Raw genomic sequence first — 14,970 nt, forward strand, 5'->3', positions numbered from 1 at the left:
GGGTATCTCCTGTTTCAGCTTGTCTGGTTGTAGCCTGGGCGTGGCACCATGTCCATCAGCATGGATGACATGCCGCCATCCACTGCGATTTCTGCACCGTTGACATAGGCGGAGCGTGGGCTGGCCAGGAAAAGCGCAACGTCAGCAATGTCAGCGGGCTCGCCTATGCGGCGACTGGCAGTCACTTCTGCACGTCGCGCTTCAAAGCCAGGTTCCTCGTAGAACTTGGCCGACAAAGCGGTGCGGATCATGCCTGGGCAAATCGCATTGCTGCGAACACCCAAAGGGCCCCATTCCGTGGCCATTTGGCGCGACAAAAGCAAAACACCGGCCTTGGCTGCACTGTAGGCCCCGCTGTTGGACTGGGGGTAATTCCCGGATATCGAAGCCACATGCACCACTGCGCCCCGTGTTGCTTGCAACTGCGGCTTGAAGGCTCGTGCCGTTAACAAATATCCCGTCAGATTCACTGACAAGACCCTGTTCCAATCCAACAAACTCACGCTGTCCAGACTGCCAGGACGCAGCATGCCCGCGTTGTTGATCAAGGCAAAACACTCACCCAATTGAGCTTGTACTTTTTGGGCTGCATCCAATGTGTCCGATTCACTGGAAATATCGCACGCCACGGCCAAAGCCCGAGCGCCCTGGGCGCGCAAACTTTGCGCAACCGCTTCGCAGCCCACCGCATTTGAATCCAGCAAGGCCACACTGGCACCGACGCCTGCCAACTGCGTGGCAAGCTGGGCACCAATGCCACTGGCAGCGCCAGACACAGCGCACACTCGGCCTTTCAAACCCAACCAGTCCAATTCATGTTTGTTCACATGCGACTCCTTTTCACTGGTTTGAATTGTGGGTGAAACAAGGGTTTTTCAGTACGACGATTCCTGCCGGTCACTGGACAATTCGAGCTCAATTCAATTCACCAAGCGCCCAATCCAACTGCAATATGGTTCGCAACAAAGGCATTCCCAATTACGATCTTTATGGTGACCAGGCCTCACCCGGTTGGTCCAGTTCGTTCAATTTCGAGTGGATTCCGCAACGTTCAGCGCTGTACAACTGGGTCATTCAGCCTCATCGGCATGACGCGTTTTTTCAGTTGTTGTATCTGACCGAAGGGTGTGTTGATTTTTGGATCGATGATGCTGAACTCCGAGGGCAAGCCCCTTGCTTGTTGGTGGTGCCCGCAGGCCGCGTGCATGGCTTCAGATTCAGCGCCAACATACAAGGCCCGGTGGTCACCGCCAGTCAAAAAACACTAGAGTCTTTGGCCACAGTGGCCATGCCGCAATTGCTGGACACCATTCGAAAACCCAGATTGATCCCCTTGCAAAGCGACATTCGGTACGTAGACCAACTCATGCCCTTGTTTTTGAGTCTGGAAAACGAATGCCGCAACCATGCCATGGGGCACATGGCCGTCAGCAGTGCTCTTTTGCTCGCCGTGATGGTGCAAGTTCACCGCATCGTTCAACAGATGGAGGGAGATGGCGTGAAGACCCGTCAACCCGTCTCTCGCAAAGCACGGCAAATTGAAAGATTCCGCGCACTGATTGATCACCAATTCAGACAGCAAAAATCTTTGCAACATTTTGCAGACCAATTGGGCATGACCCCCGGCCAACTGTCTCGGCTTTGCAGGCAAACATTGGGCATGTCGGGGCTTGATTTGATCAATGCCCGGGTCATCCATGAGGCCCAGCGAGACTTGGTTTACACCCACTTGCCCATCAAGCAACTGGCTGCCGACCTGGGGTTTGATGATGACGCTTATTTCAGCCGTTTTTTCCGGAAACACACCGGCATCACGCCCACAGATTTCCGGACAAAAGCGCTGCAGGACTTGAGCGCATTCTGAGCAAAAACCTGTGGGTCAAATGTGCAGACCGATCAACTCAGTCCACGAAGGCGCTTCCACCATTGCGTCTGACTGACCAAAGTGAACACAACAGCCGCCAGAATGAGCGCAGAAAGTGGCGTGGTGAAAAATTCAGTGACAAACAACCACCCATCGTTGTTGGTGGCCATCATGGCCTGGCGGTAACTGCGGTCCATCATGGGTCCCAAAATCATGCCCAAAATGACGGGACCGACTTGGAAACCGTACATCTTCAAGAAGTACCCCAGCACGCCAAAACCCAACATCCAGTAAACATCAACCGGGTTGTTGTTGATGGCGTAAGCCCCCACAGCCGACAAAACCAAAATCAGCGGCAACAAAACAGGCTTGGGCGTCTCCACAATCTTGGCAAAAATCTTGATGCCCGTGAGACCGAAGATCAGCAAGAAAATATTGGCCAGGGTCAACGAGCCCACCACAAACCAGAACAAATGCGGGGTCTCGATCATGAGCATCGGACCTGGCTTGAGACCATGGATGTACAGCGCGCCAATGATCACGGCGGTCACCGCATCGCCCGGTATACCCAAGGTGAGCATGGGCACATACGCGCCACCGACTGCCGCATTGTTGGCGGACTCTGGGGCTACAAGACCTTCATAGGCCCCCTCACCAAAGGGTCGTGAAGGATTCTTCACAGTCCGCTTGGCATGGTCATAGGCCATCAATGCCGCAATGTCCCCGCCTGCACCGGGCAGCGCCCCTACCACCACGCCAATGGCTGACGTGCGTGTGGCCAGCGGCAGGTATTTTTTGACCAGTCCCCAAGAAGGGATGATTTTGCTGACATTTTGTTTGACCGCCTTGAGGTTCAGCTCATGGATTTGCGCAATCACTTCGGCCACACCAAAGAAGCCGATCATCGCAGCCACATAAGAAATGCCTGCCGACATTTGAAGGCTGCCAAAAGTCAAGCGGTTCTCACCGGTCATCGGGTCTAAACCAACGCAAGCAATCAGCGCGCCCAATGCACCGGAAAAAATACCCTTGGACAGCGACTGCCCGGACAAACTGCCCACCAGCAAAATGCCCCACAAGGCCAACAACAGGTACTCACGCGGACCAAACATCAACGCCAGGTCGGCGACAGCAGGTGCCGCAATGGCCAAAGCCAAAATGCCGATAAAGCCACCATAAACAGACACCACCGTGGTCAAACCAATCGCTTGCCCGGCCTCTCCGCGTTTGGCCAAAGGATAGCCATCCAACCCTGTGGCAATGGCAGCAGGTGCGCCTGGAATGTTCAACAAAATCGCACTGCGCGAGCCGCCATAAACACCCCCCAAATAGATGCCTGAAATCAAGGCCAAGGCTTCGTTAACGTCCCATTTGAAGGTGAATGAAATCAGAATGGACACGGCCATCGTGACCGACAATCCAGGGATCGCTCCGATGTAAATGCCCGCAAAAGTACCTGCTGCAGTGAGCAGCAGCATTTTCACGTCCAGCCAGGAGGTGAAGAAATAACCCAGCGCTTCCATCATTTCAACCACTCCGGTGTGTAGGGGCCTAACAAAGAGCCTGCAGGCAAAACCACAGAAAACGCCGTTTGAAAAACAATAAAAATACAAATCAGGACCAAGGCGCTGACCCCTAAATTGACAACAATCTTCTTGCTGCCCAAAACCTGCATTGACAACAAAAGAAAGACGTAGGACGAGAGCAAAAACCCTGTCACTTCCAGCGCCAACATATAGACCACGATCAGCGCAGTGAACAACACCAGTTTCAAAGGCGCTAACTGAATCACGAATTGCTGGAACGCGGTGTGCGTGTCATCCGCATTGGATGAGGACGCCCAAGCCTGTCGCAAACTCATCAGGCCAGTCACCAGCATCAAAGCCGCGCACAGCATGGGAAAGACGCCAGGTGAAGAGATCGAGTCAAACTTGGAGATGTGAAAGGATGTCCAGAGCATGAAGGCGCTGAATCCCACCATCAGTGCCATGAAACTCAATTCACCCGGCAGTCGCCGACGGTTGGTGTGCATGAAATTTTTCCCTTAACAAAATGCCCCATTTGCGGGGTCTGCCGTATCAGGCACATCAGGCCCTCGCATGAGAGGTGCCCGATGTGCTTTGATGCATCAAGGCTTTGGGATACCCAGGGTGCCTGGATCCACTTTGGCCGCACCTGCACCTTGGTACAACCAGGCTGTGGTGGACTGGAACCGCTTGATGAACTGCTCTGCCTCAGCACCGCTGATGTTCAGCATCGTTGTGCCACGGCTGGTCATCATGTCGCGGTACTTGGGGTTCTCACCGGCCTTCTTGAATGCAGCAACCAACTTGGCTTTGACATCTTCGGGTGTCTCTTTGCGCACAAACACGCCATACCACGAACCCCAAGGCAAGTACTTGCTGATGCCCTTGAGGGAAGGCGCATCGGTCACAGGTGAAATGCCCTGAAACGGCTTGTTGTCGACCACACCCAAAGCTTTCAGACGACCCGCCTTGATGTGCTCAATGGCTGCACCGGAAGCAATGAAGCCGATGTCTACGTGGCCACCTTGAAGGGCTGCAATCGCTGGCCCATCACCGTCGAACGGGACTTTAATGGTGTCAAATTTGGTCAGCGTGCTGATCATCGCGTTCATGGTGAAAGGCACCGTCCCCTGTCCTGCCAGATATTGCTTGACCTTGTTGGGATTGGCCTGCACATGGCTGAGCAAATCCTGCATGGTGTTCCAGGGTGCAGTAGGACGCGCCACCAACAAAATGCTGTTAGCGACCGCAGCGATGTTGATCGGGGTGAATTTATCGTAATCAAAATCGGCCACACCCATCACGCGGTAAAGCGACTGTGGCTCTGCGCCCATCAAAATGGTGTAACCGTCTGCGGGCTGCTGCAACACGAAGTTAGCGCCGATCACACCGGCAGCGCCGGGTTTGTTTTGCAGCACAATTTTTTTGCCCAATGCCTCTTCGGCATAAGGCGCATAACCGCGCATGGCCACGTCAGTACCGCCACCTGCGCCCCACTGAATCACCGCAGTCACATCTCGTGCGGGGTAGGTCTGCGCCATCGCTTGGCTGCCCAAACTGGCAGCGGTCACGGCCAGCAAAGCCGCACTCAGGAATTGTCGTTTCTTCAAAGTCATTTTGTCTCCATCAAGTTTCAAAAGGTTTCAAGTCCAACCACCCGGACTCATGGGTTTTTTACTTTCGCAGGACTGTGGGTCACTGCACTTTAGAGGGATACATGCTCAGTTCAATGAACACAGCCCTTCAAAAGTCTGATAATCAAACTCATTCGTTCGATCAACGAACGCATCAAGGGTAAACGCTGATGTGTGCAGTCCTCGCCAACACAGCACTGCGGACCCTTCAAATTTTGAAGATAGCCCCGCATTAAAGGCACGACGATTCATGCCATGAACAGGACATTTCGTGCCCATCTTCATCGCGGGTTAGCCAACGCTTTTTGTACAGCCAAGTAGGCAAACACCAAACCGGGACCGATCGTGATGCCCGGCGCGGGGTAAACACCGCCCATGATGGAGTTCATGTCGTTGCCCACGGCGTACAGACCTTCAATGGCCTGACCTTGTGCATTGAGCACTTGCGCGTGTTCATTGGTCTGCAAGCCTTGCGCCGCGCCGATGTCACCGGGGTAGAGCTTGACGGCGTAGTACGGCCCTTCGCTCATCTCGCCCAGATTGGGGTTGCGACCTCCGGCAGCGGCATCGCCAATGTTTTGCTGGTAAGCCGTCACGCCGCGCTGGAACTGGGTGTCCACACCCGACTGGGCAAAGGCGTTGTTTTGCGCCACCGACTGCGCCAGACCCTCGGCCGAGATGCCCAACTTGTTCGCCAGCGCCTCCAGGCTCGCGCCTTCGGTCAAATAGCCATCGGCCAAAAACGGCGTCAGGCCTTTGCCACCAGGGCGCACCATGCCCATGCCGTACTGGCGCAGGGCTTTGGCATCAGCCACCAAATAGGCGGGCACCGCTTGCTGGGCCGCCTGCATGCCCAAAGCGAACAGGTGGTACGAGGTGCTTTCATTGACAAAGCGCTCACCGGCCTGGTTGACGGTGATCATGCGGGGCTTGGCGCGGTCCATCACGAAGTGCGGGAAGGCTGCGGTGCTGCCATCGGCGCGCTTGCGCAAGGACACCGGTGCCCAAAACGCCGGGCTTTGCGCGCCCTGCCCTTCCACCGCACCCAGACCGCGTGCCAGCACCAGCGCCTCGCCGGTGTGACCTGGCGCGGCGGGGCACCATTCGGCGGGAATGCCGGGCAACTTTTGAGCACGCAAAGCTGGGTCGCGGTTGAAGCCGCCACTGGCCAGCACCACGCCTTTTTTGGCCAGCACACGGGCGTTGCCAGTGGCGCTGCTCAAACGCACGGCCACCACGCGGCCCGCTTCGTCGCGCTCCAGCGCATCGACGGAAGTCTTAAGCGCCAGCGTGGCATCGGCCTGCTGCGACAAGGAATGCAGCAAGCGGGCCACCAGCGCATTGCCCATCACCAGGCGGGTGCCGCGAGCATGGCTGAGCCGGTCGCCCAGGTGGCGCAAGACAATGCGCACCGAGTGCTTGAGCGCAGCCCATGACTTCGTCATGGCCAGCAAATGGTTGATGTCAGTGCGGTCGACCATCATGCCGCCCAAAACCGTGAACTCGGGGATTGGCGGGCGCAGCAGCGGGAACAGATCGCCCAGCAAACGGCCATCAAAAGGCACAGGCTCCAATGCCCGGCCGCCCAAGGTGGAACCTGGCAAATCGCTGATGTAGTCGGGGTGTTTGGGATAAGGCCGGTACTTCATTGAGGACTGGGCTTCGATTTTGGCCACGGCCTCGGCGCCGTTTTTCAGGAAGGCTTCACGCAAGGCGGCGGGCGCTTGCACGCCCACAGCGTGGTTCAGGTATTTCTCGGCTTCGGCCAGCGTGTCGGCCGGATTGACCGTGGCGCTGTGGTGCGTGCCCGGCACCCAGGTGGTGCCCGCCGACCAGGCGGTGGTGCCGCCCACGAATTCGGTGCGCTCGACCACCAGCACTTTGGCGCCATCGATGGCGGCAAACACCGCTGCCGACAAACCCGCACCGCCCGCGCCAATGACCACCAGGTCAAACTCGCTGCCGTCTTGCAAACCGCCTTGCAGCACATTCAGACCGTTCTTCAGCACTTGCATCTCAGGTCCCCATCAAGAATTCGACCATCAGGTCTTTCACCTGCGCGAACATGTCTGCGCCCGTGAGGGTGTTGCAACCCAGCGCCCGCGCCGCCTCGATCATGGGCGGCACGGCGGGTGCCGTGATCACGCAGCCCACGAACATGGCGGGCGTGAATTTGCTGGAATCGATCGGGTGCGGATCGTCCGCTTTCATACCGATCGGTGTGGCATTGATCGCGATGTCAAAGCCCGTCGGGTCGCTGTTGCCGGCCACCACCGTGCACTGGCCCAGCGCAACCAGGCGCTGCACCAGCGCATCACGGCGCACCGTGTCTTCGTCGTGGATGGCCAGCTCGCGCACGCCGCCTGTGGCCAGCGAATACGCAATGGCCGAACCGGCACCGCCTGCGCCCACCAGCAAGGCCCTTTTGCCTTGCAGGCTGCAGCCCTTGAGCGCCAAAGCCTTCACATAACCCATGCCATCAAACATGTCGCCATGCCAAGTGCCATCGGCATTGCGGCGCAAAGTGTTGATGGATTTCAAAAACGCACCCCGCTCCGACGTGGTGGCGCACAGGTCAAAGTAAGCGAACTTGTGCGGCACCGTGACGATGATGCCGTCCACGTTTTTGGAGAGCGACACGCCCGCAGTCCAGGTCGCCAGATCGGCTGGGGCCACATGGGCCGGGATGCACAAGGCGTTCAGCCCTGCGTCCTGAAAAGCCTGACTCACACCTGCGGGTGATTTGACCTGGGCAATCGGGTCGCCCACGATGAAATGGATGCGCGAGGCACCGTCGAGGTTCAAAGGCTTGGTCGGGTTCATGATTGCGATGATACATAAAAACGGAATTAGATTCCAGTTTTGAATTTATTTCCAAAAATCAATATACTTGCGCCATTGACGGACAACACAACACACGCAAAAACACCCATGCACAAGTTCCCTCTGGCCGTGATTGGCGCTGGCGTGATTGGCCGGACGCACATCGAGCGCATCCTGAAAACACCCGAGTTCACTCTGGTGGGCGTGGCCGAGCCGAGTGAGGCCGGTCGCCAGTGGTGTGCCGAGCGCAACATCCCCACGTTTGAAAACCACCTCGCTTTGCTGGACGCCACTCAGCCCCAGGGCGTGGTGATCGCCACGCCCAACGCAACGCATGTGGAGGTGGCCGCCGACTGCATGGCGCGTGGCATCGCAGTGCTGATCGAAAAGCCGGTGGCCGACACCTTGGTTGCCGCTGAACGTCTGATCCAGATCGAGCAAGACACCGGTGTGCCGGTGCTGGTGGGCCACCACCGCCGCCAGAACCCGATCTTGCAAAAGGCCCGTCAGATCATTGCGGACGGACGCCTGGGCCAGGTGCTCAGCGCCAACGTGATGGCCAACTTTTACAAGCCCGAGGCCTACTTTGATGTGGCTTGGCGCCGTCAGCCCGGTGGCGGGCCGGTGCTGATCAACCTGATCCACGACATCGACATGCTGGTGTTCCTGCTGGGCGAAGTGCGTGCGGTGCAAGGCAGCCTGTCGAGTGCGGTGCGGGGTTTTGAGGTTGAAGACACGGCCAGCGCCTTGTTTGAATTTACCTGCGGCACGCAAGCGGTGATGACGGTGTCCGACACCGCCGTGTCGCCCTGGTGCTGGGATTTGTGCGCTGGCGAGCAAAGCCAGTACCCCCGCCAGAACGTGCAATCGCACTTTTTGTCGGGCACGCAAGGCTCCCTTTCGCTGCCGGATCTGGCGCTGTGGCATTACCCCGGCGAGCGCCACTGGCACCACGAAATGACCCGCGAACAAAGCAGCCTGCACGAGATCGATGTGTACGTTCAGCAACTGCGGCACTTCCGAGCGGTGGCAGAGCGGCGCGAAACCCCGATCTGCTCGGCACTGGACGGCTGGCGCACCCTGCAGGCCACGCAGGCCCTGCTGCAAGCGGCACGCACCGGGCAGCGTCAAAGCTGTGCGGCCTTCACGGCATCAAGGAATCCCACATGAGCGGCGTCCTCGAACGAACCCTGGGCATTCTGGAATTGTTGTCGCAGCACGGCGAGGGCCTGGAGCTGGCCGCCATTGCCGACCGGCTTGACATCCCACGCAGCGGCACACACCGCCTGCTGACCGACCTGGTGCGCCTGGGCTATGTGCGCCAGACACGCGGCCACGGCGACTACCTGCTGACCACCAAACTGGTGTCCATGGGCCTGAGCTACCTGAGCAACAGCGGCATCGTGGACATTGCACAACCGCTGCTCAACCGCCTGGCCGAAGTCTCGGGCGAACTAGTGCGGCTGTCGGTGGTCGACGGCGAGCGCCTGACCTGGGTGGCCCGCGCCCAAGGCGCCCGCCAGGGCCTGCGCTACGACCCCGACATGGGCAGCGATGCGCGCCTGTCATGCTCGTCCTCGGGCTGGGCCCTGCTGTCCACGCTGAGCGATGATGCGGCACTGGCACTGGTCGCTAAACAAGGCCTGGGCCTGCCGGAACAATTCGGTCCCGCCGCGCCCACCACCTTGCAAGCGGTGATGGATGCCGTGACCCAAACCCGCGAGCGCGGTTACAGCATGACCACCGACACCTACAGCATCGGCTTGTCGGCCATGTCGGCCCCGGTGCGCTTTGCCGGTCAGCCCGCTTTTGGGGTGCTGACGATTGCAGGCCCCACGGTGCGCTTCACCCCCGAAAAAATGCAAGCTCTGGCGCCCGAGCTGCTCAGCATCGCGCAACAGTTGGCCGCATCAAGTGGCGCATCGCCCTTCTTCAGCCTCACGGCCGAGACCGGCAACGCAGCGCCCACTGACGGACGCAAGCCAATTTACGCGGTGTGAAGTGAGCCAGCCGATGAACGCCGCAAGCCCCACGCCCGAACACTGCGACCTGCTGGTCATCGGCTCCGGCGCGGGCGCGCTGTCTGCGGCGGTGACCGCTGCGCACCTGGGCCTCAAAGTCATCGTGGTCGAGAAAGACCCGCAATACGGCGGCACCACCGCCTGGTCGGGCGGCTGGATGTGGGTGCCGCGCAATCCCTTGGCTGTAGAAGCGGGCCTGCTGGAACGCGTTGAAAAGCCCCTGTCTTACCTGCGCCGCGAACTGGGCGAGAAGTTCGACGAGTCCCGCGCCCTGGCCTTCCTGAACAACGGCCCGCGCATGGTCGAGTTCTTCCGCCGCCACACCGCGCTGCAATTCATCGACGGCAACGCCATTCCGGACTTTCACGGCCACACGCCCGATGCAGCGCTGGGTGGTCGCTCGATTTGCGCCGCCCCGTTTGATGCCCGCCAGTTGGGCGCTCGCCTGCACGACCTCAAGCCACCGCTGAAGGAGACCACGCTCTGGGGCATGGGCATCGCCTCGGGTGCGGAGCTGCGGCACTTTTTGAACGCACTGCACCAACCCGCCTCATTCTGGTATGTCACCAAGCGGGTGCTGCGACACTGGCGTGACCTGCTGGTGCACCGCCGTGGCACGCGCCTGGTCAATGGCAATGCCTTGATCGGCGGTCTGGCGAAATCCGCATTCGATCTGGGTGTGGATATCCGCATGAACAGCCCCGCCGTGCGCTTGCTGCAAAGCGGTGGTCGCGTGACCGGTGCCGTGGTCAAAACAGCCCAAGGTGAACAAAGCATCCAAGCCCGCTGCGGCGTGGTGCTGGCCACCGGCGGCTTTCCGCACGACCCAGCCCGCAAACAGCAACTGCTGCCTCACGCGCCCACGGGGCACGAGCACTGGTCGGCAGGCAACCGGGGCAACACGGGCGATGGACTGCGCCTAGGTGAATCCGCAGGTGGCGTCGTGGCCAATGACTTGGTGCAAGCGGCAGCACTGGCCCCCGTGTCTTTGGTGCTGCGCAAGGACGGCAGCGTGGCGCACTTTCCGCACCTGATCGAACGCGCCAAGCCCGGCCTGATCGCCGTCACCGCAAAAGGCGAGCGCTTCACAAACGAGGCCAACTCGTACCACGACTTCATGCAAGGCCTGCTGGCCGCCACGCCTGCTGGCCAAGCGCCCGAAGCCTGGCTGGTCTGTGACCACGCCTTCATCCGCTACTACGGCCTGGGTGCCGTCAAACCCGCGCCCATGCCGCTGGGGCCGTGGCTGAAAAACGGTTACCTCCAGCGCGGAGAAACACTGGCCGAATTGGGCGATGCCTGCGGCATCAACGCCCAAGCCCTGCAAGCCACAGTGCAGCGGTACAACGCCTTGGCGCAAGACGGCAAAGACCGCGACTTTGGCAAAGGCGAAACGCCCTACAACCGCATCCAGGGGGACGCCATCAACGCCACGCGGCGCGGCTTGCGCAACCCCTGCATGGGCCCCATCGAAAGCGGCCCGTTTTATGCCGTCAAAGTCGTCATGGGCAGCCTGGGCACCTTTGCCGGTTTGCGTGTGAACGACCACGCGCAAGTGATTGACGCCCAGGGCCAGGCCATCCCCGGCCTGTATGCCGGTGGCAATGACCTGAGCAGCATGATGGGCGGCCACTACCCGGCCGGCGGCATCACGCTGGGCCCGGCCATGACCTTTGGCTTCATCGCCGCGCACCACGCCGCAGGGCGCGATCCGGCGGCCACTTGCGAATACCCGATTTCAAAAAACCCAACTGACACACCGAAAGAAAACACCATGTACTACGAACTCGCCACCATGACCCTGCCCTTTGGCACCGCAGGCCAGGCCGCCACCCACGTGCAGGCTTTTGCCACCGCCCCTGAAGCGCAGGGCGAATTGCTGGGCTGCTGGTTCACCGACATCGGCCAGCTCAACCAGTTGGTTGTGCTGCGCGGCTTTGCCACACTCGAGGCTTTGCAGGCCGAACGCGAGCGCACCCAGCAAAGCACCAGACCAGAAACAGGCGACGGCCCTTGGGGTCCGTTTGGCTGCGGCGACATCTTCCAGAGCCTGGAGCAACACAGCTACAAAGGCTTCCCCTGGATGAAGCCGGTGCGCCCCAGCGCTGAAAGCGGCATCACCGGCCCGGTGTACGAAATCCGCACCTACGGCATCAAAACGGGTGGCGTGCAGCCCACCATCGACCTGTGGGAACAGTACGTGCCCGCCCGCGACAAGCTCTCGCCTTGTGTGGTGGCCATGGTCGCACTCGACGGCCCGCTGCGTTTCACCAACATCTGGGCCTACGACAGCCTGAACGCCCGCAGCCAAATCCGTGGCGAAGCCGTGGCCCAAGGCATCTGGCCCCCCAAAGGCGGCCCGGCCCACCTGACCACCCACATGGTCTCGACCATCGCCATGCCCACCGCGGTGTCGCCCCTCAAATAAACCGATGACCTCGTACATCTCTTGTAGGTCGGCGGCTTCAGCCCCGACAGGACTTCAGGTCGGCAAAACATGTCGGAACTGAAGCTCCGACCTACTAAAAACAGACGCCATGAGCCAACGCACCTACTCCCTCGCCTACTTGAGTTCACACCGTTGCACCCCCGTCGAGGCCATCCGGGTCGCCGCACAAACAGGCTACAGCTTCGTTGGCCTGCGGCTGTGGCCCAACGCCGCGGGCGCGCCCCAGCAACACCTGCTGGGCCTGCCCGAGGTGCTGCGCGAAACCGTGGCTGCACAGCGCGACACGGGCGTGGGCGTGCTGGATCTGGAAATCATCCGCATCGATGAACAATTCAACCCGCACACCTGGGACGCGCTGTATGACGCAGGCGCAGCGCTCAAAGCGAAAGCCATTCTGGTCGCGGGTGACGACGCCAACGAAGCCCGGTTGACCGAGCACTACGCCCGCCTGTGCGAGGTGATGAAGCCCTTTGGCATGACGGCCGATCTGGAGTTCATGCCCTGGACAGCGGTGAAAGACGCCAATGCCGCACTGCGCATCGTGCAGGGCGCTGGCAGCCCCGCCAACGCAGGCATCCTGGTGGACGCGCTGCACTTTGGCCGCTCGACCACCTCGCTCGATGACATCCGCGCCATACCGCGTGAGCTGCTGCACTACGCGCAGATTTGCGATGCCCAGGCCGGTCTCAACTTCAGCACCGAGCAAATGGTCCACACCGCCCGTTGCGAACGCCTTTTGCCCGGCGACGGCACCATCGATGTGCAAGGCCTGTTTGACGCCTTGCCTGCTGACCTGCCCGTGAGCGTGGAGGTGGTGAACTTTGGCCGCGAAGCGAACACTTCCGTCCAAGACTGGGCCGCCGAATGTCTGGCCAGAAGCCGCCCGTTTGTGGAAGCCTGAGGCCATGTTTCATCGTTTTGAACAACTCTCCCGCTTGCCCTTTTTCTTTGGAGCACGCTGGTTCAGCAGCGCTTGAAGTGTGATCACCGCAGGTCGGTGGCTTCAGGCACGACATGCATGACTGGCGCACAGTTCTTGTAGGTCGGCGGCTTCAGCCCCGACAAACCTCGACGGCGCACAGTGTCGGAGCTGAAGCTCCGACCTACAAAACTCAGCTGGACTGCCGCATCGCCAGCGCCTCGCAGTGACGGTGTTTTGTCATGGCGAGCGCAGCGCGGCAATCCATCTCCGACAACATCAACGAATCGAGAACACCATGGACTTTTCCCTCAACGACGAACAAAAAATGATGATCGAAACGGTGCGCCGTTTCATCGCCGAAGAACTGCACCCCCTCGAAGACGACATCGAGAACCAGGGCTTCCTCGACAACGCCAAAGCGCAAGCGATCCATGACAAAGCCAAGGCTCTCGGCCTGTACGGCATGAACATGCCCGAAGCCTTGGGCGGCGGCGGCCTGTCCAACCTCGACCGCATCCTGTGCGAAGAGCAGTTCGGCCACACCACCGACATCCTGATCCGCCGCGCCTTTGGCAACGTGTACGAACCCCTGCTGCATTGCAAAGGCGAGCAGATCGAACGCTGGCTCAAGCCTGCCGTGGCGGGCACACGCACCTGCGCCATCACCATCACCGAACCTGGCGCGGGCTCGGACGCAGCAGGCATCAAGACCCACGCCAAAAAGAACGACAAGGGCTGGGTGCTGAGCGGCAGCAAACACTTCATCAGCGACGGCGAGTGGAGCGATTTCTTTCTGGTCTCGGCCAAGACCGGTGAAAAAGAAATCAGCATGTTCATGGTCGACAAGGGACTGGCCGGTTTCACCGTGGGCAAGGACCAGAAGATGATGGGCCTGCGCGGCACGCCACACTTGGAATTGTTTTTTGACAATGTGCAGCTCGAAGACGCGGCCCTGCTGGGCGAAGCCGGTCAGGGCTTCAAGCTGGCCATGGGCGCGCTCAATGTGGTGCGTCTGGCGCAAGTGGGTGCCCGTGCTGTGGGCAAATCCACCCATGTGTGCGAGCTGCTGGTGAACTGGGCCAATGAGCGCAAGCAATTCAACACCAAAATCGGTGACTTCCAGATGGTGCAACAGATGATCGCGGACAGCGTGATCGAGATCAACGCGTCCCGCTGGATGGTCTACTACGCCGCCTGGATGCTGGACCAAGGCATGGATGCCCGCGAGCAGATCGCGATGGTCAAGGTGCACGCGGCCGAAACGCTGGGCCGGGTGGTGGACCGCGCTGTGCAGGTGTTTGGTGGCATGGGCTTTTGCAAGGAATTGCCGATCGAGCGTTATTACCGCGATGCCCGCATTTACCGCATCTATGACGGCACGAGCGAGATCCACCGTGGCGTGATTGCCAAGAGTGCGATGAAAAAGGGTGCTGTGCTGTTTGATGTGAACCGCTGATCTTTCCAGTGGATCGACTTTGGTGCCACAACAGGGGCCGGATAAAGGGGATGGGCGGCCTCCTCATACCGGGGTACCGAAAATCGTCGGCCGCCCATCCCCTTTATCCGGCTGTGGATACATCCGTTGGTCGGAGCTTCAGCTCCGACATGGAACATGGGACGAACCAAAACGTCGGAGCTGAAGCGCCGACCTGCAAATACAAAATCTCTGCGAAAACCACCACCCCATCGGGGCTGGCGTGGGGGCCGTGGCCGATTTTCGGTACCCCGGTA

The 14,970-nt window shown here is 59.8% G+C and carries 12 protein-coding genes; 6 read left to right on the plus strand and 6 right to left on the minus strand.

Going from position 1 to position 14,970, the window contains the following annotated elements:
* Window positions 1-14: 14 nt before the first annotated feature.
* Window positions 15-827 carry an SDR family NAD(P)-dependent oxidoreductase gene (locus B9Z47_RS06290; protein ID WP_108330393.1) on the minus strand — a complete coding sequence of 271 codons (813 nt, stop codon included), beginning with the start codon at window positions 825-827 and terminating at the stop codon, window positions 15-17.
* A gap of 125 nt (window positions 828-952) precedes the next feature.
* Here B9Z47_RS06290 and B9Z47_RS06295 point away from each other — a divergent pair, with 125 nt between their 5' ends.
* Window positions 953-1,864, plus strand: a complete 912-nt coding sequence (locus B9Z47_RS06295) for a helix-turn-helix domain-containing protein (RefSeq protein WP_108330394.1) — start codon at window positions 953-955, stop codon at window positions 1,862-1,864.
* A 32-nt stretch (window positions 1,865-1,896) separates the two neighbouring features.
* Here the strand turns inward: B9Z47_RS06295 and B9Z47_RS06300 are convergent, their stop codons facing one another.
* The 5 genes from B9Z47_RS06300 to B9Z47_RS06320 all read right to left on the minus strand — a co-directional run bounded on the left by B9Z47_RS06300 (window position 1,897) and on the right by B9Z47_RS06320 (window position 7,847).
* Window positions 1,897-3,390, minus strand: a complete 1,494-nt coding sequence (locus tag B9Z47_RS06300) for a tripartite tricarboxylate transporter permease (protein ID WP_108330395.1) — start codon at window positions 3,388-3,390, stop codon at window positions 1,897-1,899.
* Window positions 3,387-3,854 carry a tripartite tricarboxylate transporter TctB family protein gene (locus tag B9Z47_RS06305; protein ID WP_158271637.1) on the minus strand — a complete coding sequence of 156 codons (468 nt, stop codon included), beginning with the start codon at window positions 3,852-3,854 and terminating at the stop codon, window positions 3,387-3,389. Before B9Z47_RS06305 ends, B9Z47_RS06300 begins: the two co-directional genes overlap by 4 nt.
* A gap of 138 nt (window positions 3,855-3,992) precedes the next feature.
* A complete protein-coding gene (locus B9Z47_RS06310) occupies window positions 3,993-5,006 on the minus strand; it encodes a tripartite tricarboxylate transporter substrate binding protein (RefSeq protein WP_108330397.1) in 1,014 nt (337 codons plus the stop codon).
* A 299-nt stretch (window positions 5,007-5,305) separates the two neighbouring features.
* Window positions 5,306-7,039 (minus strand): FAD-dependent oxidoreductase, encoded by a 1,734-nt coding sequence (locus B9Z47_RS06315; protein WP_108330398.1) that lies wholly within the window; start codon window positions 7,037-7,039, stop codon window positions 5,306-5,308.
* Between the two features lies 1 nt (window position 7,040).
* Window positions 7,041-7,847: a shikimate dehydrogenase gene (locus tag B9Z47_RS06320; RefSeq protein ID WP_108330399.1), complete on the minus strand. Its 807-nt coding sequence runs from the start codon at window positions 7,845-7,847 to the stop codon at window positions 7,041-7,043.
* A gap of 108 nt (window positions 7,848-7,955) precedes the next feature.
* On the opposite strand from B9Z47_RS06320, the gene B9Z47_RS06325 reads away from it, so the two are divergent.
* From B9Z47_RS06325 to B9Z47_RS06345, 5 genes are all read left to right on the plus strand, one after another.
* Window positions 7,956-9,017 (plus strand): Gfo/Idh/MocA family protein, encoded by a 1,062-nt coding sequence (locus B9Z47_RS06325; protein ID WP_108330400.1) that lies wholly within the window; start codon window positions 7,956-7,958, stop codon window positions 9,015-9,017.
* The gene (locus B9Z47_RS06330) at window positions 9,014-9,847 is read left to right on the plus strand and encodes an IclR family transcriptional regulator (RefSeq protein ID WP_108330401.1); all 834 of its coding nucleotides are present in this window, start codon (window positions 9,014-9,016) and stop codon (window positions 9,845-9,847) included. Before B9Z47_RS06325 ends, B9Z47_RS06330 begins: the two co-directional genes overlap by 4 nt.
* 13 nt (window positions 9,848-9,860) lie before the next feature.
* On the plus strand, window positions 9,861-12,296 hold the full coding sequence (locus B9Z47_RS06335; RefSeq protein ID WP_108330402.1) for an FAD-dependent oxidoreductase: 2,436 nt from the start codon (window positions 9,861-9,863) through the stop codon (window positions 12,294-12,296).
* A gap of 109 nt (window positions 12,297-12,405) precedes the next feature.
* Window positions 12,406-13,218, plus strand: a complete 813-nt coding sequence (locus tag B9Z47_RS06340; protein ID WP_108330403.1) for a sugar phosphate isomerase/epimerase — start codon at window positions 12,406-12,408, stop codon at window positions 13,216-13,218.
* Between the two features lie 316 nt (window positions 13,219-13,534).
* Window positions 13,535-14,695, plus strand: coding sequence for an acyl-CoA dehydrogenase family protein (locus tag B9Z47_RS06345; RefSeq protein WP_108330404.1), 1,161 nt, complete (start codon window positions 13,535-13,537; stop codon window positions 14,693-14,695).
* Window positions 14,696-14,970: the final 275 nt, after the last annotated feature.

The sequence above is a fragment of the Limnohabitans sp. 2KL-1 genome (assembly GCF_003063435.1).
In the GTDB taxonomy this organism is placed as follows: Bacteria; Pseudomonadota; Gammaproteobacteria; order Burkholderiales; family Burkholderiaceae_C; genus Limnohabitans_A.

Coding starts and splice junctions, on each gene's coding strand:
- B9Z47_RS06295 (WP_108330394.1), top strand. CDS start 953: ATGGTTCGCAACAAAGGCATTCCCAATTACGATCTTTATGGTGACCAG.
- B9Z47_RS06300 (WP_108330395.1), bottom strand. CDS start 3,390: ATGATGGAAGCGCTGGGTTATTTCTTCACCTCCTGGCTGGACGTGAAA.
- B9Z47_RS06305 (WP_158271637.1), bottom strand. CDS start 3,854: ATGGCACTGATGGTGGGATTCAGCGCCTTCATGCTCTGGACATCCTTT.
- B9Z47_RS06310 (WP_108330397.1), bottom strand. CDS start 5,006: ATGACTTTGAAGAAACGACAATTCCTGAGTGCGGCTTTGCTGGCCGTG.
- B9Z47_RS06315 (WP_108330398.1), bottom strand. CDS start 7,039: ATGCAAGTGCTGAAGAACGGTCTGAATGTGCTGCAAGGCGGTTTGCAA.
- B9Z47_RS06320 (WP_108330399.1), bottom strand. CDS start 7,847: ATGAACCCGACCAAGCCTTTGAACCTCGACGGTGCCTCGCGCATCCAT.
- B9Z47_RS06325 (WP_108330400.1), top strand. CDS start 7,956: ATGCACAAGTTCCCTCTGGCCGTGATTGGCGCTGGCGTGATTGGCCGG.
- B9Z47_RS06330 (WP_108330401.1), top strand. CDS start 9,014: ATGAGCGGCGTCCTCGAACGAACCCTGGGCATTCTGGAATTGTTGTCG.
- B9Z47_RS06335 (WP_108330402.1), top strand. CDS start 9,861: ATGAACGCCGCAAGCCCCACGCCCGAACACTGCGACCTGCTGGTCATC.
- B9Z47_RS06340 (WP_108330403.1), top strand. CDS start 12,406: ATGAGCCAACGCACCTACTCCCTCGCCTACTTGAGTTCACACCGTTGC.
- B9Z47_RS06345 (WP_108330404.1), top strand. CDS start 13,535: ATGGACTTTTCCCTCAACGACGAACAAAAAATGATGATCGAAACGGTG.